Below are 20300 nucleotides of genomic sequence, written 5' to 3'. Positions count from 1 at the left end.
ATCGAAACCCGGCGGGCGACGGGCTAGCGTCGAGAGGCGTGACGTCAGCGACTCGGCTCGATTCGCCCCCACACCCCGTGCGACTCGCGCGCCCGCGCCCGCGCGTGCCGCCGCGGGCCGTACTGCTCGTCGCGGCAGCGCTCATCGTGGCCCAGCTGGTCCTGCGCGGCTGGGTCGCGGCGTCGGGATTCTTCTACTGGGACGACTTCATCCTGATCGGCGAGGTGGGCCGGCATCCGCTGTGGTCGACCGAATTGCTGTTCACCAGCCACGACGGCCACGTGATGCCGTTGGCGTTCGCGCTGACCTGGGCGGTGACCGCGATCGCGCCGTTCGAGTGGGGCGTGGCGGCGGCCGTCCTGGTGCTGTTGCAGTTGCTCGCTTCGCTCGCGGTGCTGCGGCTGTCGGTCGTGCTGCTCGGGACCGGGCCGCGGCTGCTGGTGCCGTTGACCTGCTACCTGTTCGTTCCGCTGACGGTGCCCGCCTTCGCCTGGTGGTCGGCCGCGGTGAACGCGCTGCCGCTACAGATCGCGCTCGCCTGGGCGAGCGCGGACGCGGTCCGGCTCGTGCGGACCGGGCGCAGGCGGTACGCGGTCTCGGGCGCGGCGGTCTCCGCGGTGGCGCTACTGAGCTTCGAGAAGGCGGTGGTGGTGCTGCCGGTCGCGGTCGCGGTGGTGGCGCTGTCGGCCTACGTGTCCGGGGATTCGGTGCGCGCGGCGGTCCGGCGCGGCGCCGTGCTGTGGACGGCGGCGGGCGCGGTGCTGCTGGCCTGGTCGGCGTTCTTCCTGCTGGTCATCCAGCGACCGCGCGGACTGTCGCGCCCCGAACAACCCACCGCCCTGCTGAGCCGGGCACTCTCGGACGGACTGGTCCCCGCCCTGTCCGGCGGACCCTGGCGATGGGAACGCTGGCAGCCCGCCACCCCGTGGGCCGACCCGCCCGGCGTGGCCGTCGCCCTGTGCTGGACGGCACTGATCCTGTTCGCGGCGTGGACGATCCGCACCCGCGCCCGGGTCGGCGTGATCTGGGTGTGCGCGGCCGCCTACGTCGTCGCGACCGTCGCGCCCGTCGTGGTCCTGCGCGACGGCCCCGGCACCGCGGCGCTGCTGCTCCAATCCATCCGCTACTTCGCGGACGTCGCCGTCATCGCCTGCCTCGGCCTCGCCCTGATCATGACCGCCCCACGCCGCGTGCCCCGCGACCTGCGAAGCGGTGCCACCGCAGGTGGCCTGCTCCTGGCGCGGGGTCTTCCGGTGCGAGCTGTCGTGGCGGTGGTGGCGACCGTGATCTTCCTCGTGAGCAGCGTGTATTCGACCGTCACCTTCACCCGCTCGTGGGAGCCGAGTCCGGCGCGTGCCTACGTCACCGGGGTACGAACCGCGCTGCCGGATGCGGACGCGCCGCTGTTGCCGCAGGAAGTCCCGTGGAATGTGCTGAACCCCTTGGCCTTCCCGCAGAACATGACCGACCAGGTGTTCGCCGCGCTCGCCGGGCCGGACACCTTCGCCCGGTCGACACCGCACCTGCGGATGTTCACCGACGAGGGCGAACTCGTCGACGCCCAGGTGTGGTGGAACCGCTCGATCGTGCCCGCCCCCGAACCCGGGTGCGGCTACCGGATGACGCCCGGCGAGGCGGTCCGGCTGCCCTTGGACGGGCCGATGCAGATCCGCGAGTGGACCGCCCAGCTGAACTACCTGGCCGACCGTGACGGCACCATCGCCGTCTCGTTCGAGGGCGCCGCCGAAACCGTCGCCGAGGTCAGGTCCGGGCTGCACCCGGTCTACGTCCGCATGCTCGGCGGTGGCACGGCCTTGCGTGTCCGCGCGCTGACTCCCGGCCTCGAATTGTGCTTCGGCGCGGGGCCGGTCGGAGTCGTCGCCCACGACTGACCGCCGACTGCTCGTGCGGGGCGGCGGCGAAGACGCACCGGCGGCCGGTTCGTACCGAGCTCCCGAGCAGACCACCGTGCTTCGGGTACTCGCGTCGACCGACCCGTGCCGGGCATGGCGGGAGACGGGCAGCGCGGTGACACCGGTCGCCCTGCCCGATGCCCGCCCGCATGCGATGCTGGGGCCATGAGGCAGTTTCGGGTGTGGGCGCCGGAGGCGGGGGCGGTGCGGCTGCAACTGGACGGGGTGACCCATGCGATGCGGCGCAATGGGGGCGGGCGCTGGTCGGTCACCGTCGACGCAGGTCAGGGCGCCCGCTACGGGTTCCTGGTCGACGACGACCCGACCGTACTGCCCGACCCGTGCTCCCCGCGCCAGCCCGACGGCGTCCACGCGCTCTCCGCCGTACACGACCTCGATCCGGCGGTCTGGACCGACCGGCGGTGGACCGGCAGGCAGCTGGCCGGTTCGGTGTTCTACGAACTGCACATCGGCACCTTCACGCCCGACGGCACCTTCGACGCGGCGATCGAACGGCTCGACCACCTGGTCGCCCTCGGCGTCACCACGGTCGAGCTGATGCCGGTCAACGCCTTCGACGGCACCCACAACTGGGGTTACGACGGCGTGCTCTGGTACGCGGTGCAGGAGAGCTACGGCGGTCCCGACGGCCTGCAGCGCTTCGTCGACGCCTGCCACGCGCGTGGTCTGGCGGTCTGCCTGGACGTGGTCTACAACCACCTCGGCCCGTCCGGCAACTACCTGCCCCGCTTCGGCCCCTACCTCGCCGCGGGCCGGAACACGTGGGGGCAGAGCCTGAACCTCGACGGGCCCGGCTCCGACGCCGTCCGCCGCCACATCATCGACAATGCCCTGCGCTGGCTGCGCGACTTCCACATCGACGCGCTGCGTATCGACGCCGTGCACGCCCTGGTCGACCGCACCGCGACCCATCTGCTCGAGGAACTCGTCGTCGAGACCACCGCGCTGGCAGCGCATCTGGGCCGCCCGCTGAGCCTGATCGCCGAGAGCGACCTCAACGATCCCCGCCTGATCACACCCCGCGCGGCGGGCGGCTTCGGCCTGACCGGCCAGTGGAACGACGACCTGCACCACGCCGTGCACACCGCCGTCTCCGGCGAACGACAGGGCTACTACGCCGATTTCGGCTCCCTGGCCTGCCTGGCCCAGACCCTCACCCACGGCTTCTTCCACGCCGGAACCTATTCCAGCTTCCGCGGCCGCACCCACGGCACGCCGATCCCGCGCGACCTGATCCCCGGCAGCGCCCTGCTCGGCTACACCTGCACCCACGACCAGATCGGCAACCGGGCCGTCGGTGACCGCCCCAGCGCCTACCTCACCCCGGGGCAGCTCGCGGTGAAGGCGGCGCTGGTGCTGCTCTCGGCGAGCACGCCGATGCTGTTCATGGGTGAGGAATGGGGCGCGCGCACCCCGTTCCAATTCTTCACTTCTCATACCGACCCGGTCATCGGCGCGGCCACCGCGACCGGCCGCCGGGCCGAGTTCGCCGACCACGGCTGGGCCGCCGACGACGTCCCCGACCCCCAGGACCCGGCCACCTTCACCCGCTCCAAGCTGGACTGGACCGAACCGACTCGCGAACCGCACGCCCGGCTGCTCGCCTGCTATCGCGCCCTGCTCACGCTGCGCAAGGCCAGGTCCGAGTTCACCGACCCCTGGCTGGAACGGGTCTGGGCCGACTACGACGAGGCGAACCGCTGGTTCGTGCTGCGGCGCGGCCGGATCTCGGTGGTCTGCAACCTGTCCGAGGACGAGGCCGTGATCCCGGTGCACGGAAGGGTATTGCTGGCCTGGGCGCCCGCCACCGAATCCGGTGCGGGAATACTCATCTCGGGCCACAGCTTCGCCGTGCTGGAGGAGGGTGACGGCGCGGGGGCCGTGGTCACCGAGTGATCCGGCCAGGGCACGGCTCGGCCACGGTCGGCGGCCGACCGTTGCCCAGGCGAACAGACGTCCGTACGGTTGAACGATGAGCAACGACGCTTACGGGCAGGACAGTGCTGCCCTTCCGGCCGGTGTCGGCGGTTTCGCCGCGGCCGGATTCGGTCCGCTGGTGCGCGCCTTCGCCACCTTGATCGGCCATCGCCGCGCCGCGGGTGGCGCCATCGCGATCTCTCGGCACGGCGAACCCCTGGCCCATCTGTGGACCGGCAGCGCGGGCGACCGGCCGTGGACCGCGGACACCGCGCCCATCGTGTTCTCCGCGACCAAAGGCGTCACCGCCACCGTCATCCACCGGCTCGCCGATCGCGGCCTGATCGACTACCAGGCGCCGGTCGCCGAATACTGGCCCCGATTCGCGGCGCACGGCAAGGGCGCGATCACCGTCGCCGACGTGCTCACCCACCGCGCGGGCCTGTCCTCGCTGCCCGCGGTCGCCGCCACCGCCGCCGAATCCCTCGACCACGAACTCATGGAGGACCGGCTCGCGCTGGCCACCCCCGACCGGCTGCTCGGCACCCCGACCTACCACGCGCTGACCTACGGCTGGCTGCTGGCCGGGGTGGCCAGGGCCGTCACCGGGCAGAGCATGAGCGAGCTCATCCGCAGCGAGGTCACCGATCCGCTCGGCATCGACGGCATCCACCTCGGTCGTCCGGCCGCCGGTTCGCCGACGGAGTACGCGCGGCTGGCGGGCACGCACCTGAGCGTGGCGGGCAACCCGATCGCCGCCGGATTCCTCGACCGGATCGGCCAGCGGATCCCCGGCCCGCTCGGCGCGGCGGCCCGCTGCCTGTTCGTGCCCGGCATGGAGAGCATCCTCGACGGCGACGACCCGGCGATCCTCGACTCCGAGATGCCCGCGGGCAACGGTGTGTGCACCGCGCTGGGGCTGGCCAGGATGTACGCGGCGCTGGCCGACGGGCTCACCGTCGACGGCAGGCCGTTCCTGACGCCGGGGACCCACCGGTCGATCCGGCGCGTGCAGACCTACCGCCTCGACCACGCCCTGTTCTACTTCCCGATGATGTGGCACCTCGGCTATCACTCGATGCCGGTGCCCGGCGCGCGCAACGCCTTCGGTCACATCGGGCTCGGCGGGTCCTTCGGCTGGGTCGACCCGCAGTCGGGACTGTCGATCGCCTTCGTGCACAACCGCCTCGACCAGGGCCTGCTGCCCTACGACCAGCTGGCGATGAGCTGGCTGCTGCCGCTGGCCGTGGCGGGCGCCCGCGCGTCCCGCTCCGGCACGCAGCGCCCGGACCGCGTCGCGGCGTAGTCCGGGGCTGCCGAGCGCGGCCTAGGTGAGGTAGCGATACGCGGGAGAACCCGGTTCCAGGCGCTCGGCCTGGATCGGGGACTCCTCGATGCGATGCAGCAGCGACGCCAGATCGTCGGTGGCGCCGAGTTCGATGCCGACCAGCGCCGCCCCGGTCTCCCGGTTGTTGCGCTTGACGTACTCGAACATGGTGATGTCGTCGTCGGGGCCGAGCACGTCGTCGAGGAAGCGGCGCAGCGCGCCGGGTTCCTGCGGGAAGTCGACGAGGAAGTAGTGCTTGAGGCCCCGGTGCACCAGCGAGCGCTCGATGATCTCGCCGTAGCGGGAGACATCGTTGTTGCCGCCGGAGACCAGCACGACCACGGTCGAACCGGGCTCGATCTCGATCTCGGCCAGGGCCGCGGTGGCCAGCGCGCCCGCGGGCTCGGCGATGATGCCCTCGCTCTGGTACAGGTCGAGCATCGCGGTGCAGATCGCACCCTCGTCGACCTGCATCATCCGGAAAGAGGCTGTGCCGGTGGGGGATTCGGTGGTGGTGAGCAGCGGCAGCGAGGCGTGTGAGACCACCCGGCCGCCGAACGAGGACGCCGCCTGGTACGGCAGGTCGCCGATCCGGCGCACCGCGGCGCCGTCGACGAACGGGTCGATCTCGGGCAGCGTCACCGGGCCGCCCGCCACCAGCGCGGCGGTCATCGAGGCCGCGCCCGCGGGCTCGACGCCGAGCAGGCCGGCCTGCGGCGCGCGTTCGCGCAGGTAGGTGCCGATGCCGGCGAGGCACCCGCCGCCACCGACCGGGACGATGACCAGATCGGGCGCGGCGCCCAGTTGCTCGAGGAACTCGGCGGCGATGGTGCCCTGGCCCGCAGCGGTGCGCGGATCGTCGAACGGCGGCACCATGGTCGCGCCCGTGCGGGCGACGTCGTCGGCGGCGGCCGCGGCGGCCGCGTCGTAGGTCTCGCCGACGGCGATCAGCTCGACGAACTCGCCGCCGTGCACGCGGATGCGATCGCGCTTCTGCTTCGGGGTGGTGGTCGGCACGTAGATGCGCCCGCGCACGCCCATGGCCCGGCAGGCGAAGGCCACGCCCTGGGCGTGGTTGCCCGCGCTGGCCGCGACCACACCGGCCGCGCGTTCGGCGGCCGTGAGCTGGACCATCAGGTTGTAGGCGCCGCGCAGCTTGTACGAGCGCACCGCGGTGAGGTCTTCGCGCTTGAGGTAGACCTGCGCACCGGTGCTCGCCGACAGCCGCGCGGAGTACTGCAGCGGTGTCGGCTCGATGATGTCGGAAATTCGCTTGGCGGCGGCGTCGATCTCGTCCGCGGTCAGCGGCGGACGGGTTACGGACACTTCGGCGACGTCAGCGATGGGGGACACCCGCTAAATGCTACCGAGGGGGTCGGGCGTACCGAGAGCGCGCCTCCCGTCGCCGGATCCGCCGCGACGACGGGCCCGGCGACCGGGGCGTCAGCGCGGGGTGAGGACGAAGACGGGGATCTGGCGATCGGTCTTCGTCTGGTACTCGGCGTAGTCGGGCCACACCGCGACCGCGCGCTCCCACCACAGCGCCTTCTCGTCGCCGGTGACCTCACGGGCGGTGTAGTCCTTGCTGACGGTGCCGTCGCGCAGCTCGACATGCGGCTCGGCCTTGATGTTGAAGTACCAGACCGGGTGCTTGGGCGCGCCGCCCAGCGAGGCGACGACGGCGTACTCGCCGTCGTGCTCGACGCGCATCAGCGGGGTCTTGCGGAGCTTGCCGGTCTTGGCGCCCTTGGTGGTCAGCAGGATGACCGGCTTGCCCTGTAGCGAGGTGCCCTCGGCTCCGCCGGAGTTCTCGTAGGTCTCGGCCTGGGTGCGAGCCCAGTCCGAAGTGCTCGGTGCGTACTCTCCAGTCAGTGGCATGACCTGCACAACGATCCGTCGCGGTGTGATGTTCCCGATAGGCCCGGACGGGAAAGTTCGGTAGCCCGAACTTCGATGTCCGTCTATCCTGTGTGCATGGCAGTGGTCACCCCATCGGCAGCAACCGCGACGGTCGACATCGCGGGCAGTGCCTGGCCGGTCTACAAGCTCGAGGCGCTGGTCGCCGGGCTCGTCGTGGGCGCCCTGCTGCTGTTGATCCTCGGCTCGGCCCAGTCGGCCGTGCTCGCCGCGGCCGCCGTGGCCGCGCTGCGCTGGTCGGTCGGTGCCGCCAGGGCGCACTCACTCCGCTAGGTCGAGCTCGCGCAGCTCCCCGCGGGAGAGCACCCCCAATTTCGGATACGCCTTGTACAGGTGGTGCCCGACCGTGCGGTGACTCAGGAACAACCGCGCCGCGATCTCCCGGTTCGACAGGCCCTGCGCCGCCAGCCGCACGATCTGCGATTCCTGCGGCGTGAGCACGCTGAGCGGGCCGCCCGCCGGGCGAGCGGCGGCGCCGACGCCGAGCGCGGCGAGTTCGGTGCGGGTGCGTTCCCGCCACGGCGCGGCGTCGAGCCGGTCGAACAGCTCCAGTGCCTGCTCGAGCTGGGTCCGCGCGTCGACCTTGCGTTTGTCCCGGCGCAGCCACTCGCCGTAGAGCAGCCGGGTGCGGGCCTCGTCGAACGGGCGCTGGGCCGGGAGCGCGGCGAGGTAGTGCCGCTCGGCGTCGGCGCCCTCGGCGAGGATCGCCGCGGCCCTGGCGGCCAGAGCCGCGATCCACTCCTGACCGGCCCGCGCCGACCACGCGTCGAGCTGTTCCCGCGCCGCGACAGCCCGGTCGGTGTCGCCGAGCCGCGCGGCCACCTCGACCTGGTCGGCCAGGGTGCGCAGCCCGCTGACGTGATGCCGGGCCGGTTCGACGGTCATGTGGTCCAGTTCGGCCCGCGCCTGATCCAGCCTGCCCTGCCCGAGCGCGAGCAGCGCCAGCGCCGCGTGCGCCCACGGCGCGCCCACCGCCTGCGCCCCGCCGAAGGCCTCGGCAACCGCGCGATCGGCGTAGTCACGGCAGGACTGTTCGTCGCCACGCAGCGCGGCCGCGTAGGCAAGGAACGCGGTGAGCTGACTGATCCACTGCGGCTGGCCGATGTCCTCGGCGATCCGCAGCCCCTCCTCGGCGGCGATCCGGCTCTCGCCGGGGCGGCCACCGAACAGCTCGGCTTCGGCGCGGAAGAACAGCAGCGGTGCGAGCAGCGCGATCCGGCCCTGCTCCCTGGCTTCGCCGATGAGCACGTCGGCCAGCTCGCCGACCTGGTCGTCCTGACCGACGACGAGTCCGCTGCCGCACAGCTGGACCAGGTCGGCGGGACTGTCGGCGCCGTTCGCGCGGGCCGCGTCCGCCGCTGCTCGCAGGTCGACCGTGCGCAGCCCGGCCACCGAGCCGGTCAGGTAGCGCACGATCGGGGTGACCGGATCGCCGGCGTCGAGCCGCAGCGTGGCCAGCAAGGCCGCCACCTCGTCGAGCTCGGCGGGACCGAGGTACCAGGCGGTGTGCACCGCCCGGGTGACGATGCGCGCCGCGGCCCGCGGATCGGTCTCCCGCGCCGCCACCGCCATCAGCCGCCGATGCGCGGAACCCGGCTTGCCCGCGGCGAATTCGGCCTGCGCGCGCACCAGTTCGAGGCGCGACTCGATCGCCGCGTCGGTCGACATCGACGCGGCGCGCTCGGCCAGCCGCGCGGCCTGGTCGGTGAGTCCGGCCTCGGTGGCGGTCTCAGCCGCCAGCACCAGCCTGCGCAACCGGGCGTCGGCGTCGGCGCTGAGCGCCGCGGCCCGGTCGTAGGCGGCGACCGCGCCGTGGAATCCGGTGCGCCGCCTGGCCCGATCGGCGGTGCGCTCCAGCGCGGTGGCCGCGGCTTCGTCGGGTCCGGTCGCGGCGCAGGCGAGATGCCAGGCCCGCAGGTCGGCGGCGTCGGCGTCGTCGAGCGCGGCGGCGAGGGCGCGGTGCGCGGCCAAGCGCTCGGTGAGCGCCGAACCCTGGTAGACGGCGGCCCGGGAGAGCGGATGACGCCAGGTCAGCACCTGCCCGTCGGTGCGCACCAGATCGGCGTCCTGGGCCCGCTGTAGGTCGTCGAGTCCCGCGCCGAGGGTCGCGGCGGCGCGCAGTACCGGCGCCAGATCCTCGGCGCCCGCGGCCGCGGCGATCAGCAGGATCGTCCGGGTCGGCGCGGGCAACCGGGCCACCCGGCCGTGGAAGGCCAGCTGGAGCCGCTGGGTCAGTGGCAGCGGATTCGGATCCTCCGCGTTGCCCGCCGCGGCCGGAAGTTCCAGCAGGGCAAGGGGATTGCCCCCCGATTCGGCGAGCAGGCGATAGCGCGTCGTGGGCGAGAGCCGGGTCGGGCCCGCGTCGAGCAGGGCGGCGGCGGCCTCGGCGCGCAGCCCCGACAGGGCCAGTTCGGGCAGTCCCGGCGCCGGGAAGTCGTCGGGGCCGGACCGGGTGGCGAACAGGATCACCACCCCCTCGGCGTCGAGCCGGCGCGCGGCGAACAGCAGGGTCTGCGCCGTCGCCCGGTCCAGCCAGTGCGCGTCGTCGATCAGGACCAGCAGCGGGCCGTCGGCCGCTTCCTCGGCCAGCAGCGTCAGCACGGCCAGGCCGATCAGCATCAGGTCCGCGGGCGTGCTGTCGCCCAGGCCGAATGCGGCGTCCATCGCGTCGCGCTGTCGTGGCGGCAGCCGCCGGACCAGCTCCATCGCCGGGCGCACCAGCAGATGCAGTGCCGCGAAAGGCAATTCGGCCTCGGACTCGATCCCGGCACTGCGAATCGCCGGAATGCCCTGCGCCGCCGCGTACTCCAGTAGGGCGGACTTGCCGATCCCGGCCTCGCCGCGCAGCACCAGCGCCCCGCTGCGCCCGGCGCGCGCGGCCGTGAGCAGGTCATCGATCGTGGCCTGTTCGGTTTCGCGTCCGTGCAGCATGCGCACCACGGTAGCGCCGTACCGGTACCGGCGGTTCGCGTGTCGCGAGAAGTACCTATAGACGACTGATTCGACCTACCCCCGTCGCGCCATAACGTAGGTGTCATCGCAGGAACAACCCGCGAAACACCAGCTCACAGCACATTTTCGGAGGTCGAGATGAACACCGTCGTCGCGCAGTACCTGGAGGCATGGAACACCCGCGAGCCCGGTGCCCGCCGCGCCGCGGTCACCCGGCTGTTCACCCCCGAGGCCCGCTACGTCGACCCGCTGGTCGCCGTCACCGGCCACGCCGAACTCGAGGCCGCCATCGCCGGCGTGCAGACCCAGTTCCCCGACTGGACCTTCCGCCTGGCGGGCCCGGTCGACGCCCACCACGACCAGGTGCGCTTCACCTGGGGGCTCGGCCCCGCCGACGGTGACGCCGTGGTGATCGGCTTCGACGTCGCCGTCCTCGCCGACGGCCGCATCGACAGCGTCTACGGCTTCCTCGACCAGGTCCCCGCGTCCGCCTGATATTTCCGACACCGCCAAGGAGATCCGCCATGACCACCGCCACCGCCCCGTCCCGCCTGTCCACCCTGCTCACCCCGGGCGAGCCGCTGCTGCTGCTCTCGCTGCGCCTCGACGCCGTCGTCACCACCGTCAACGGCGTCGCCTACCTCGCCCTGGCGCCGCTGCTGGAGCGGCTGCTCGGCCTCGACACCCGGGCCGGCCTCGCGATCGGCGCCTTCCTCACCGCCTACGGCCTCGCGGTCGCGGTGGTCGGCCGGAGGTCGCCGGTGGTCCGGTACGCGGCGGCGGCGGTCGCGATCGGCAACGCGACCTGGGTGGTCGCGAGCCTGGTCGCCGTGGTCACCGGAGTCCTCGGGCTGACCGTGGCCGGGTCGGTGTGGGGAGTGCTGCAAGCCGTCACCGTCGGCGCCTTCGCCGCCCTGCAGTACCGCGGTCTGCGCGGCACCAGCCACTGAACAGCGAACCGCGAAACGCGAGGCCACGACCATCGTGGCCTCGCGTTTCGCGCGGCGTAGCGTCGTAGGCATGGCCGTTCCCGACGATCAGCTACCGTCCTTCCACGTCGACGCCGCCGGTGCGGCCGACGACCTGCTGATCACCCTGCTGGACCGGCAGGCCGAGCTGTCCGGCGTCGTCCGGATGCGGCGCTGGGTGCTCGACGTCCTGGCGCCGCGACCCGGCGACACCGCCCTCGACATCGGCTCCGGTACCGGCTCGGAGGTCCTCGCCTTCGCCGACCGGGTGGGTCCGCACGGCCGGGCCGTCGGCGTCGACGCGAATCCGGCCATGCTCACGATCGCCCGCGAGCGGGCGCGCGGCACAACTGCCGAATTCGCCGAGGGCACCGCCGCCGCGCTTCCGCTGCCGGACGATTCCGTCGATGTGGTCCGCTGCGAGCGGGTCTTCCAGCACCTCGACGACCCCGCCGCCGCCACCGCCGAGATCGCCCGCGTCCTGCGTCCCGGCGGCCGGGTCTGCCTCGTCGACAGCGACTGGTACACCGCGATCCTGCACCCCGGCGACCCGGCCGTCGTCGCCGCGCTGTCGGAACGGATGCGGGCCGACACCGCCAACCCCGGCTCCGGCCGTCGCCTGCGCGGGCTGCTGGTCCGGGCCGGATTCGTCATCGACGACCAGGCCTCCCAGGCGGTGATCTGGGACGCCGACACCGCGATCCCGCTGGTCGGGCAGATGGTCGCCACCGGCCGCGCCACGGGCGTGATCACCGCCGCGCAGGCCGACGAGCTGACCGCCGCGATCGCGCACGGCGTCGAGGCCGGCGACTACCACATGTCGGTCACCATGTTCGCGGTGCTCGCGCACCGGCCGTGACGCCGCTCAGCGCACCAGCAGGGCCACCGGCAGCCGGGTGAACAGCTTGTCCAGCCGGACACTGCCCGCGAACGTGGAGCCGGTGAGCCGGTCGACCCACGTGCCTTCCGGCAGGTGCAAGGTGGTGTCGAGCCAGCCGGTCGCGGCCAGCCCGACCGAGTGCCTGGTCGCCGCGACGATCACCTCGGGCGCCTCACCCGCCGGTCCGCGCCCGAAGGCGACCAGCCGCTGCGCGTGCTCCCCGGCGCCGTAGAGCGGCCGGTACATCCCGCCCACGAAGCACTCCGGCCGTTCCCGGCGCAACCACAGCGCGTAGGCGACCACCCACATCTTCGCCGCCCCCGTGGTGTCCAGTGTCGGTGGCTCGGTGAGGGATTGGAGCAGCCCGGCGCGCACGGCGAAGTTCACCGGGCGGCGGTTGTCCGGGTCGACGAGGGAGTCCTCCCACAGTTCGGTGCCCTGATAGATGTCCGGGATACCGGGCCCGCACAGCTGTAACAGCTTCTGCGACACCGCGTCCGACCAGGCGTGCGGGGCCAGCTCGTGCGCCAGATCGCCGATGCCGGTGCCGACCGGGCCGTCGATCACCGCGTCCAGCCAGCCGTGCACCGACGATTCGAACTCCGCGTCCGGTTCCTCCCAGGACGTCTTGGTCCCGGCCTCGCGAATCGACTTCTCCGCGAACAGATGCAGCCGATCCCGCAACCCCGGCACCGAGGACGCGGGCCGCCCGTCGGCGGGCCAGACCCCGAACATGTTCTGCAACAGGAACAGCGCCGTCGCGCCGTCGGGTGCCGGCGTCGTCTCCAGCCAGCCGCGCACCCGCTGCGACCAGATCTCGGCGACCTGCGACAGCACCCCGATCCGGGCGCGCACGTCCTCGCCGCGCTTGGTGTCGTGGGTCGACAGGGTCGTCATGGTGGCGGGCCAGCGCTGCGAGCGCTCGCTGTTGGACAGGTGGAAGTCGTTGACGGTGTGGCCGAAGCGCGCCGGATTGCCGCCCACCTCCTGCAGCGACACCAGCCGCGCGCCCTGATAGAACATGGTGTCCTCGACCGACTTCGCGGTGATCGCGCCGCACACCTGGGAGAACCGGATCGCCGCCTCCCCACCCACCGACAGCGCGGTCACCAGCACCGACAGCGGCGCCGTCAGCTCGGCGTTGCGCTTCTCCACCTCCGCGACGACGGCCGCGGTGATCCCGGCCAGCGGCGCGTAGTCCACCCGGTACACCGGCATGAACGCCAGCACCTCGATGGTCGCGTTGCTCACCGCGAGGGTGTCGAAGCTGCCCGCGTTGCCGTCGCGTTTGATCGCGGCGACCAGCCGCCGGATCTCCGGCGCCAGAATGGTTTCCGCGACGGCGCGCTTGATCCGGTGCTCGGTCTCACCGAACCAGGCGCGGTCGCTGCCGTGCCCGGCGACGTGCTGGGACAGCTCGGTCATCGCGGCCTCGCCGGCCGGATCGATCAGGACACCGCCGAGATCGGCGAGCGCGTCGTAGCCGGTGGTGCCGTCGACCGGCAGCGTCGCGTCGAGCGGCTCCCGGTTGGCGAGGATCTTCTCCACCAGCAGCAGCCGCTGCGGGCCGATCAGCCTGCGCAGCCGGGTCAGATAGGCGCTCGGGTGCGACAACCCGTCGGGGTGGTCCACCCGCACACCGTCGATGAGATCGTGTTCGCACCAGGCGGCCAGCTCGCGGTGGGTCGCCTCGAAGACCTCGGGGTCCTCCTGCCGGACCGCGGCCAGGCTGCTCACCGCGAAGAACCGCCGGTAGGTGCACACGCCGGCCTTCCAGCTCACCAGGCGGTAGTGCTGGCGATCGTGGATGCGCAACGCGTTGTCGCCGTCGGTGCCCGGCGCGATCGGGAAGCGCAGATCGTGCAGCGCCAGCATCGGTTCGTGGCCGGACCGGTCGACCGACAGTGCGGCCGGATCGTTCTCGCTCTGCAACACCGGGAGCGCGAGGCGTCCGCCCGCACCGTTGCCCGGACTCCAGTCGATGTCGAAGTACTTGGCGTACTTGGACTGCTGACCGTTGCGCAGCACATCCCACCACCACGGGTTCTGCCGCGGATCGGCCACACCGACGTGATTGGGCACCAGGTCGACGATCAAGCCCATCCCGCGGCTGCGCACCTCGTCCGAGAGCGCCTTGAGCCCGGTCGGCCCGCCCAGCGCGGCCGAGACCGTGGTGGGATCGGTGACGTCGTAGCCGTGCGTCGAGCCGTGCGCCGCGGTCAGGATCGGCGACAGATACAGATGCGAGATCCCCAGCTGCTGCAGGTATTCGGCGATGGCGCGGGCATCGGCGAAGGTGAGCGCGTCCGGGCGCAGTTGCAGCCGGTAGGTGCTGCGCACCGTGCTCGGCCGGATGGGCGCGCGGTGCAGCAGGGTCAGCGGATCGGTCACGTAGGTCTCGGTCATCGTTTCGGCTAGGCGGTTCGGCGCAGGACGAGCAGGCAGCGGCTGGGGACGGGGAGTGTCGAGGCCGCGGGATAGACCCCGTCGGCCGTTCCGGTGGGGGTCGAACAATCCAGGGCCGGTGTCCATTCGGCACCGAACTCCGGTCCTGGCAGCACGAAATCGAGCGCGTCGTCGTGCGCATTGAAGCACAGCAGGAACGAGTCGTCGCTGATCCGTTCGCCGCGCGGTCCCGGCTCGGGAATGCCGTCGCCGTCGAGCAGCACGGCCAGGGATTTCCCGAAGCCGCTGTGCCAGTCGTCGGTGGTCATCTCGGCCCCGGCCGGGGTGAACCAGGCGATCTCGCGATTGCGGCCCGCGCCGTCGCCGGGTCCGGCGGCGAGGAAGCGGCGGCGCCGGAAGATCGGGTGCGCGGTGCGCAGCGCGATCGCCGAGCGGGTGAACTCGAGCAGATCGGCGTTGGTCCGCGCCAGCGACCAGTCCATCCACGACAGCGGCGAATCCTGGCAGTACACATTGTTGTTGCCGAGCTGGGTGCGGCCGATCTCGTCGCCGTGGGCCAGCATCGGCGTGCCCTGGCTCAGGATCAGCGTGGCCAGCAGGTTGCGCTGCTGGCGCGCCCGCAGTTCCAGGATCGCCGGATCGTCGGTCGGTCCCTCGACGCCGCAGTTCCACGACCGGTTGTGGCTCTCGCCGTCGCGGTTGCCCTCGCCGTTGGCGTCGTTGTGTTTCTCGTTGTAGGACACCAGGTCCCGCAGCGTGAAGCCGTCGTGCGCGGTGACGAAGTTGATGCTGGCGCTCGGGCGGCGTCCGGTCGACTCGTACAGATCCGAGGAACCGGTGAGCCGATACGCGAACTCGCCCAGCGTCGCGGGCTCACCACGCCAGTAGTCGCGCACGGTGTCGCGGTACTTGCCGTTCCACTCCGTCCACAGACTCGGGAAGTTGCCGACCTGGTAGCCGCCCTCGCCGACGTCCCACGGTTCGGCGATGAGCTTGACCTGGCTCACCACCGGGTCCTGGTGCACCAGGTCGAAGAACGCGGAAAGCCGGTCCACATCGTGCAATTCGCGGGCCAGCGTGGCGGCGAGGTCGAACCGGAAGCCGTCGACGTGCATGTCCAGGATCCAGTAGCGCAGGGAGTCCATGATCAGCTGCAGGGTGTGCGGATGCCGCACATTGAGGCTGTTGCCGGTGCCGGTGTAGTCCTTGTAGTGCGCGGGCTCGGTCTCGTCGAGGCGGTAGTAGGCGGCGTTGTCGATGCCGCGCAGGCTCAGCGTCGGCCCGAGGTGATTGCCCTCGCCGGTGTGGTTGTAGACCACGTCGAGGATCACCTCGATGCCCTCGGCGTGCATCGCGCGCACCAGCGCCTTGAATTCGGCGACCGCGGCGTCACCGCGCGGGCGGGCCGAGTACTGGTTGTGCGGGGCCAGGTAGCCGATGCTGTTGTAGCCCCAGTAGTTGCGCAGCCCCTGATCGGTCAGCACGTGATCGTGGAAGAACTGGTGCACCGGCATGAGCTCGATCGCGGTGACGCCCAGGCTCTTCAGATGCCCGATGATCGCCGGATGCGCCAGGCCCGCGTACGTGCCGCGCAGTTCCTCCGGCACGTCGGGATGGGTCATCGTCATGCCCTTGACGTGCGCCTCGTAGATCACCGTCTCGTGGTAGGGCCGGTTCGGCGGCCGGTCGGCGCCCCAGTCGAAGAACGGGTTGATCACCACGCCGGTCATGGTGTGGCCCAGCGAATCCAGGCCGTAGGTGTACAGCGACGGATCGTTGACGAACTGCCCGTCGAAGGCCTTCCCGTACGGATCGAGCAGCAGCTTGCTGGGATCGCAGCGCAGTCCGAGCTCGGGCTCGTACGGGCCGTGGACGCGGAAACCGTAGCGCTGGCCCGGCGTGATCGCGGGGAGGTAGGCGTGCCAGACGTACCCGTCGACCTCGTCGAGCTCGACTCGGGTCTCGGCGCCGTCCTTGGCGATCAGGCTCAGTTCCACCCGCGTGGCGACCTCGGAGAACACCGAGAAATTCGTGCCCGCGCCGTCGTAGGTGGCGCCCAGCGGATACGCGGTGCCCGGCCACACGCCCAGTGGGGTCACCTCACCGGATCGGTCGTACGGGCTCGACATGCTACGACAGTAGAGGAATCCGGTCCCCGCCCGCGCGCGGTGCGCGTGGGTGCTTCGTCACCCCTGGTCAGCGGCCGCGAGCAGGCGCCGGGCGGATGACGTGCACGGTCCAGGTCTCGGCGATCTCGGGATGCCAGTGCGGGCCCGCCTGTCTGCCGGGGCGGGGGAGCACGTGCTCGAGCCGGAGGTAGGCGCCCTCGGCGGGTCCCGAGCTCGCCGCGGTGCGGGCAGCGCCGGCGCGCGTTCCCGCGGCAATCGCCGATCGGCCGCTCGATCCCTGAGCGCTAGTGCTAACTTGAACGGTGTTCAAGGCCGTCGGCGACGGCAACCGGGCGACGACGAGGAAACCCTGTGGACCTGACCCCCGAGCAGATCAGTGCCCTCGATGCCGAGCACGTCTGGCATCCCTACGGCGGCTTCCCGGCGACCACCGAACCGCTGGTCGTCGCGAGCGCGGCGGGCACCAGGCTGACGCTGGCCGACGGCCGCGAGCTGGTCGACGGGATGAGTTCGTGGTGGGCGGCGGTGCACGGCTACCGGCACCCGGTCCTCGACGCGGCGCTGCTCGCGCAGTCGCAGCGGATGAGCCACGTCATGTTCGGCGGCCTCACCCACGCCCCGGCCACCCGGCTCACCCAGCTGCTCGTCGAGCTCACGCCGGCCGGTCTGGACAAGGTCTTCCTCTGCGATTCCGGCTCGGTGTCGGTCGAGGTCGCCGCGAAGATGTGCCTGCAGTACTGGCGCGGGGTCGGCAAGCCGGGCAAGCACCGGCTGCTCACCTGGCGCGGCGGCTACCACGGCGACACCTTCACCCCGATGAGCGTGTGCGACCCCGACGGCGGCATGCACGCGCTGTGGACCGACGTCCTCACCGAGCAGGTCTTCGTCCCCGCGCCGCCGGCCGGCTTCGACGCCGACTATGTCGCCGAGCTCGAACGTGCGGTCGCGAGTCATCGGGACGAGCTGGCCGCGGTGATCGTCGAACCGGTGGTCCAGGGCGCGGGCGGGATGCGCTGGCACGACCCGCGCTACCTCACCGAACTGCGCCGGATCTGCGACGAGAACGACGTGCTGCTCATCTTCGACGAGATCGCCACCGGCTTCGGCCGCACCGGCGAGCTGTTCGCCGCCGACCACGTCGGCGTCGCCCCCGACGTGATGTGTGTCGGCAAGGCGCTGACCGGCGGCTATCTCACCCTGGCCGCCACCCTGTGCACCGCGCGGATCGCCGAGACGATCAGCGCCGCGCACGGCGGGCTCATGCACGGGCCGACCTTCATGGGCAATCCGCTGGCCTGCGCCGTGGCGATCGCCTCGATCGAGCTGCTGCGCTCGCGGGACTGGCGGGGCGAGGTCGCCCGGATCGAGTCCGAGCTGCGGGTGGGTCTGGAGCCGCTGGCCGCGCTGCCCGGTGTCGCCGACGTGCGGGTGCTTGGCGCGATCGGGGTCGTCGAGCTCGACGCACCCGTCGACATGCGGGCCGCCACCGACGCGGCCGTCGACGCGGGCGCGTGGCTGCGCCCGTTCCGCACCCTCGTCTACACGATGCCGCCGTTCATCAGCACCACCGAGGACATCGCCACCATCACCGGCGCCGTGCGCGCCGCGGTGAAGGCGAGCCTCGGATGACGCCGCGACCGCATCCCCTGAACGGCGTTCAAGTAAGCTCCCCAGCTGTGAGTACGGATCCGTTGAGCTGGTTGGACGAGCGCGCGGCCGAGCGGGTCGACGCCGGGCTGCGCCGACACCTGCGCCCGCGCGCCGCCGAGTCGTCCGCGATCGACCTCGCGTCCAACGACTACCTGGGCCTGGTCCGCCATCCCGAGGTCGTCGAGGGCGCCATCTCGGCCGTGCGCCGCTGGGGCGCCGGGTCCACCGGTTCGCGCCTCGTCACCGGGACGACCGCCGAGCATGCCCAGCTCGAGGCCGAACTGGCCGAATTCGTCGGCGCCGAAAGCGGATTGGTGTTCGCCTCCGGCTACGCCGCCAATCTCGGCGCGGTGACCGCGCTGGCCGGTCGCGGCACCCTCGTCGTCTCCGACGCGGGCAGTCACGCGTCCCTGGTCGACGCGTGCCGGCTGTCTCGGGCCAGGGTGGAGATCGCCCCGCACCGGGATGTCGCCGCCGTCGAACGCCTGCTCGCCGAACGCGCCGAGGAGCGCGCGCTGGTCCTCACCGACTCCGTCTTCAGCGCCGACGGCGACCTCGCCCCGCTCGCCGACCTGCACCGGGTGTGCCGGGCGCACGGCGCGGTGCTGATCGTCGACGAGGCGCACGGGCTCGGCGTCCGCGGCACGGGCGGTCGCGGACTGGTACACGAGATGGGCTTGGCCGGCGAGCCCGATCTGGTCATCACCGCCACCCTGTCCAAGGCCTTCGCCGCGCAGGGTGGTGTCGTCCTGGCCGACGCGCGCATCCGAGCCCACCTCATCGACGCCGCCCGCACCTTCATCTTCGACACCGGCCTGGCCCCCGCCGCGGTCGGCGCGGCCCGCGCGGCCCTCGGTCTGCTGCGCCGCGATCCCGCGATGGCGTCACGGGTGCTCGACCGCGCGGCCGATATCGCCCGCATCGCCGGGGTGCCCGAACCGGACTCCGCCGTCGTCTCGGTGGTCCTCGGCGAAGCGCAGCTCGCCTTCGACGCCGCGCAGGCCTGCCGCGCCCGCGGCCTCGACGTCGGCTGCTTCCGTCCGCCGTCGGTCCCCGAGGGCACCTCGCGCCTGCGGCTGACCGCGCGCGCCAACCTCACCCCCGCTGAACTCGACACCATCGCCGAGGTCCTCGGCGACGTGCTCGCCGCGGCCCGTGGCAAGGAACCGGTGACGGCATGAGCCTCCTGCTGATCAGTGGCACCTCGACCGACGTCGGCAAGACCGTCGTCACCGCGGCCGTGGCCGCCGCCGCGCACGCCGCGGGCCGCTCGGTCGCGGTGTGCAAACCCGCGCAGACCGGCATCGCCCCCGGCGCCCCGGGTGACCTCGCCGAGGTCACCCGCCTCACCGGGCTGACCCGCACCGTCGAGCTGGCCCGCTACCCGGAACCACTCGCCCCGGACACCGCCGCCCGCCGCGCCGGCATGCCGCTGCTGTCCCTGGACGAGACCGTCGCCGCGATCGACGCGCAGCGCGACGCCGACCTGGTCCTGGTCGAAGGCGCGGGCGGCCTGCTCGTGCGGATGGGGGAGTTCACCCTCCTCGACCTGGCGCAGAAACTCGGCGCCCCCGTCCTCGTCGTGGCGGCCGCCGGTCTCGGCACCCTCAACCACAGCGAACTCACCACCCGCGCCCTGGCCGCCGCCGGTGTGCCGTGCGCCGGACTGGTCATCGGTTCCTGGCCCGCCGAGCCCGACCTCGCCTCGCAGTGCAATCGCGACGATCTGCCGCGCGTCACCGAGACCCCGTTGCTCGGCGCGATCCCCGCGGGCGCCGGGGGATGGGACCGCGAGCGGTTCACCGTGACCGCCCCGAGCTGGTTCCCCGCCGGCTGGCGGCCCTGAGTGGCGCCCCGATGATCATCGATCGTCGACGAAACGCCCGCTGACCAGCCGATTTGACTTCATGATCGGCGATGCGTAACTTAATTCGAGTCAGAGCGACACGGACACCGACCCGGTGCCGAACCGCCGAGCCTCTCGAGGCTAGCGGATCGCACAGGGAAACGAGGTAGGACGATGAGCGCCTGACTGATCATGTGTGCGGGCTCACTGTCTTCCGGACTTGCTTCGGTGGATCGTCCGCGCTAAAGTTTGAACCCTTGACCTGCTGAAGCCCCTGCGAAATGTTGTGGGTAGAAGCTTGTGCGTGTGTTCTTTGAGAACTCAATAGTGTGTCGATGAATGTCAGTGCCAATATTATTATTGGTTCCGGCCTC

15 protein-coding genes are annotated in these 20300 nt (G+C 71.9%); 10 read left to right on the top strand and 5 right to left on the bottom strand.

The genetic code is table 11. From position 1 onward, the window contains the following. The first annotated feature begins 38 nt into the window (after positions 1-38). The 3 genes from ACFYWJ_RS31395 (at position 39) to ACFYWJ_RS31385 (ending at position 5157) form a co-directional block, all read left to right on the top strand. Positions 39-1892 (top strand): hypothetical protein, encoded by a 1854-nt coding sequence (locus tag ACFYWJ_RS31395; RefSeq protein ID WP_355284285.1) that lies wholly within the window; start codon positions 39-41, stop codon positions 1890-1892. Between the two features lie 186 nt (positions 1893-2078). After that, the gene (treZ, locus tag ACFYWJ_RS31390) at positions 2079-3830 is read left to right on the top strand and encodes a malto-oligosyltrehalose trehalohydrolase (RefSeq protein ID WP_355284283.1); all 1752 of its coding nucleotides are present in this window, start codon (positions 2079-2081) and stop codon (positions 3828-3830) included. 76 nt (positions 3831-3906) lie between these two features. Then, a complete protein-coding gene (locus tag ACFYWJ_RS31385; protein ID WP_355284280.1) occupies positions 3907-5157 on the top strand; it encodes a serine hydrolase domain-containing protein in 1251 nt (416 codons plus the stop codon). Between the two features lie 21 nt (positions 5158-5178). On the opposite strand, the gene ilvA is transcribed toward ACFYWJ_RS31385, so the two are convergent. Then, positions 5179-6531, bottom strand: a complete 1353-nt coding sequence (gene ilvA, locus ACFYWJ_RS31380; protein WP_355284277.1) for a threonine ammonia-lyase IlvA — start codon at positions 6529-6531, stop codon at positions 5179-5181. A 90-nt stretch (positions 6532-6621) separates the two neighbouring features. Next, positions 6622-7056, bottom strand: coding sequence for a nitroreductase family deazaflavin-dependent oxidoreductase (locus ACFYWJ_RS31375; protein ID WP_355284276.1), 435 nt, complete (start codon positions 7054-7056; stop codon positions 6622-6624). Between the two features lie 96 nt (positions 7057-7152). Between ACFYWJ_RS31375 and ACFYWJ_RS31370 the strand changes: the two genes are divergently transcribed. Then, positions 7153-7368 (top strand): hypothetical protein, encoded by a 216-nt coding sequence (locus ACFYWJ_RS31370; RefSeq protein ID WP_355284274.1) that lies wholly within the window; start codon positions 7153-7155, stop codon positions 7366-7368. On the opposite strand, the gene ACFYWJ_RS31365 is transcribed toward ACFYWJ_RS31370, so the two are convergent. Continuing rightward, a complete protein-coding gene (locus tag ACFYWJ_RS31365; protein ID WP_355284272.1) occupies positions 7357-10026 on the bottom strand; it encodes an AAA family ATPase in 2670 nt (889 codons plus the stop codon). The genes ACFYWJ_RS31370 and ACFYWJ_RS31365 overlap by 12 nt on opposite strands. Positions 10027-10185: 159 nt before the next feature. Here ACFYWJ_RS31365 and ACFYWJ_RS31360 point away from each other — a divergent pair, with 159 nt between their 5' ends. The 3 genes from ACFYWJ_RS31360 to ACFYWJ_RS31350 all read left to right on the top strand — a co-directional run bounded on the left by ACFYWJ_RS31360 (position 10186) and on the right by ACFYWJ_RS31350 (position 11874). Next, positions 10186-10542, top strand: coding sequence for a nuclear transport factor 2 family protein (locus tag ACFYWJ_RS31360; RefSeq protein ID WP_355284269.1), 357 nt, complete (start codon positions 10186-10188; stop codon positions 10540-10542). A 29-nt stretch (positions 10543-10571) separates the two neighbouring features. Beyond that, a complete protein-coding gene (locus ACFYWJ_RS31355) occupies positions 10572-10997 on the top strand; it encodes a hypothetical protein (RefSeq protein WP_355284267.1) in 426 nt (141 codons plus the stop codon). Between the two features lie 70 nt (positions 10998-11067). Further along, positions 11068-11874 carry a methyltransferase domain-containing protein gene (locus ACFYWJ_RS31350; RefSeq protein WP_355284926.1) on the top strand — a complete coding sequence of 269 codons (807 nt, stop codon included), beginning with the start codon at positions 11068-11070 and terminating at the stop codon, positions 11872-11874. Between the two features lie 6 nt (positions 11875-11880). Here ACFYWJ_RS31350 and treY read toward each other — a convergent pair whose 3' ends face one another. Together treY and glgX are read right to left on the bottom strand one after the other, a co-directional pair. Continuing rightward, the gene (gene treY / locus ACFYWJ_RS31345; RefSeq protein WP_355284929.1) at positions 11881-14301 is read right to left on the bottom strand and encodes a malto-oligosyltrehalose synthase; all 2421 of its coding nucleotides are present in this window, start codon (positions 14299-14301) and stop codon (positions 11881-11883) included. An 8-nt stretch (positions 14302-14309) separates the two neighbouring features. Beyond that, the gene (gene glgX, locus ACFYWJ_RS31340; protein ID WP_355284931.1) at positions 14310-16430 is read right to left on the bottom strand and encodes a glycogen debranching protein GlgX; all 2121 of its coding nucleotides are present in this window, start codon (positions 16428-16430) and stop codon (positions 14310-14312) included. A gap of 351 nt (positions 16431-16781) precedes the next feature. Here glgX and ACFYWJ_RS31335 point away from each other — a divergent pair, with 351 nt between their 5' ends. Genes ACFYWJ_RS31335 through bioD form a run of 3 tightly spaced genes read left to right on the top strand, consistent with a single transcriptional unit; the run spans position 16782 to position 19926 of the window. Next, complete coding sequence (locus ACFYWJ_RS31335; protein ID WP_355284934.1) at positions 16782-18059, top strand: adenosylmethionine--8-amino-7-oxononanoate transaminase; 1278 nt, start codon at positions 16782-16784, stop codon at positions 18057-18059. A gap of 47 nt (positions 18060-18106) precedes the next feature. Then, complete coding sequence (locus tag ACFYWJ_RS31330; protein ID WP_387163491.1) at positions 18107-19261, top strand: 8-amino-7-oxononanoate synthase; 1155 nt, start codon at positions 18107-18109, stop codon at positions 19259-19261. After that, positions 19258-19926: a dethiobiotin synthase gene (gene bioD / locus ACFYWJ_RS31325; RefSeq protein ID WP_355284939.1), complete on the top strand. Its 669-nt coding sequence runs from the start codon at positions 19258-19260 to the stop codon at positions 19924-19926. The genes ACFYWJ_RS31330 and bioD overlap by 4 nt, the downstream gene beginning before the upstream one ends. Positions 19927-20300: the final 374 nt, after the last annotated feature.

The organism is Nocardia sp. NPDC003269, assembly GCF_042888005.1.
In the GTDB taxonomy this organism is placed as follows: domain Bacteria; phylum Actinomycetota; class Actinomycetes; order Mycobacteriales; family Mycobacteriaceae; genus Nocardia.
Note: the sequence above shows the minus strand (reverse complement) of the source record. Positions and strands in the feature narration are given on the sequence as shown.

Excerpts from the sequence above, each read along its gene's own strand:
- bioD (WP_355284939.1), top strand. The coding sequence starts at position 19,258 with ATGAGCCTCCTGCTGATCAGTGGCACCTCGACCGACGTCGGCAAGACC.
- treZ (WP_355284283.1), top strand. The coding sequence starts at position 2,079 with ATGAGGCAGTTTCGGGTGTGGGCGCCGGAGGCGGGGGCGGTGCGGCTG.
- ACFYWJ_RS31375 (WP_355284276.1), bottom strand. The coding sequence starts at position 7,056 with ATGCCACTGACTGGAGAGTACGCACCGAGCACTTCGGACTGGGCTCGC.
- ACFYWJ_RS31385 (WP_355284280.1), top strand. The coding sequence starts at position 3,907 with ATGAGCAACGACGCTTACGGGCAGGACAGTGCTGCCCTTCCGGCCGGT.
- ACFYWJ_RS31350 (WP_355284926.1), top strand. The coding sequence starts at position 11,068 with ATGGCCGTTCCCGACGATCAGCTACCGTCCTTCCACGTCGACGCCGCC.
- glgX (WP_355284931.1), bottom strand. The coding sequence starts at position 16,430 with ATGTCGAGCCCGTACGACCGATCCGGTGAGGTGACCCCACTGGGCGTG.
- ACFYWJ_RS31365 (WP_355284272.1), bottom strand. The coding sequence starts at position 10,026 with ATGCTGCACGGACGCGAAACCGAACAGGCCACGATCGATGACCTGCTC.
- ACFYWJ_RS31360 (WP_355284269.1), top strand. The coding sequence starts at position 10,186 with ATGAACACCGTCGTCGCGCAGTACCTGGAGGCATGGAACACCCGCGAG.
- ACFYWJ_RS31355 (WP_355284267.1), top strand. The coding sequence starts at position 10,572 with ATGACCACCGCCACCGCCCCGTCCCGCCTGTCCACCCTGCTCACCCCG.
- treY (WP_355284929.1), bottom strand. The coding sequence starts at position 14,301 with ATGACCGAGACCTACGTGACCGATCCGCTGACCCTGCTGCACCGCGCG.
- ACFYWJ_RS31370 (WP_355284274.1), top strand. The coding sequence starts at position 7,153 with ATGGCAGTGGTCACCCCATCGGCAGCAACCGCGACGGTCGACATCGCG.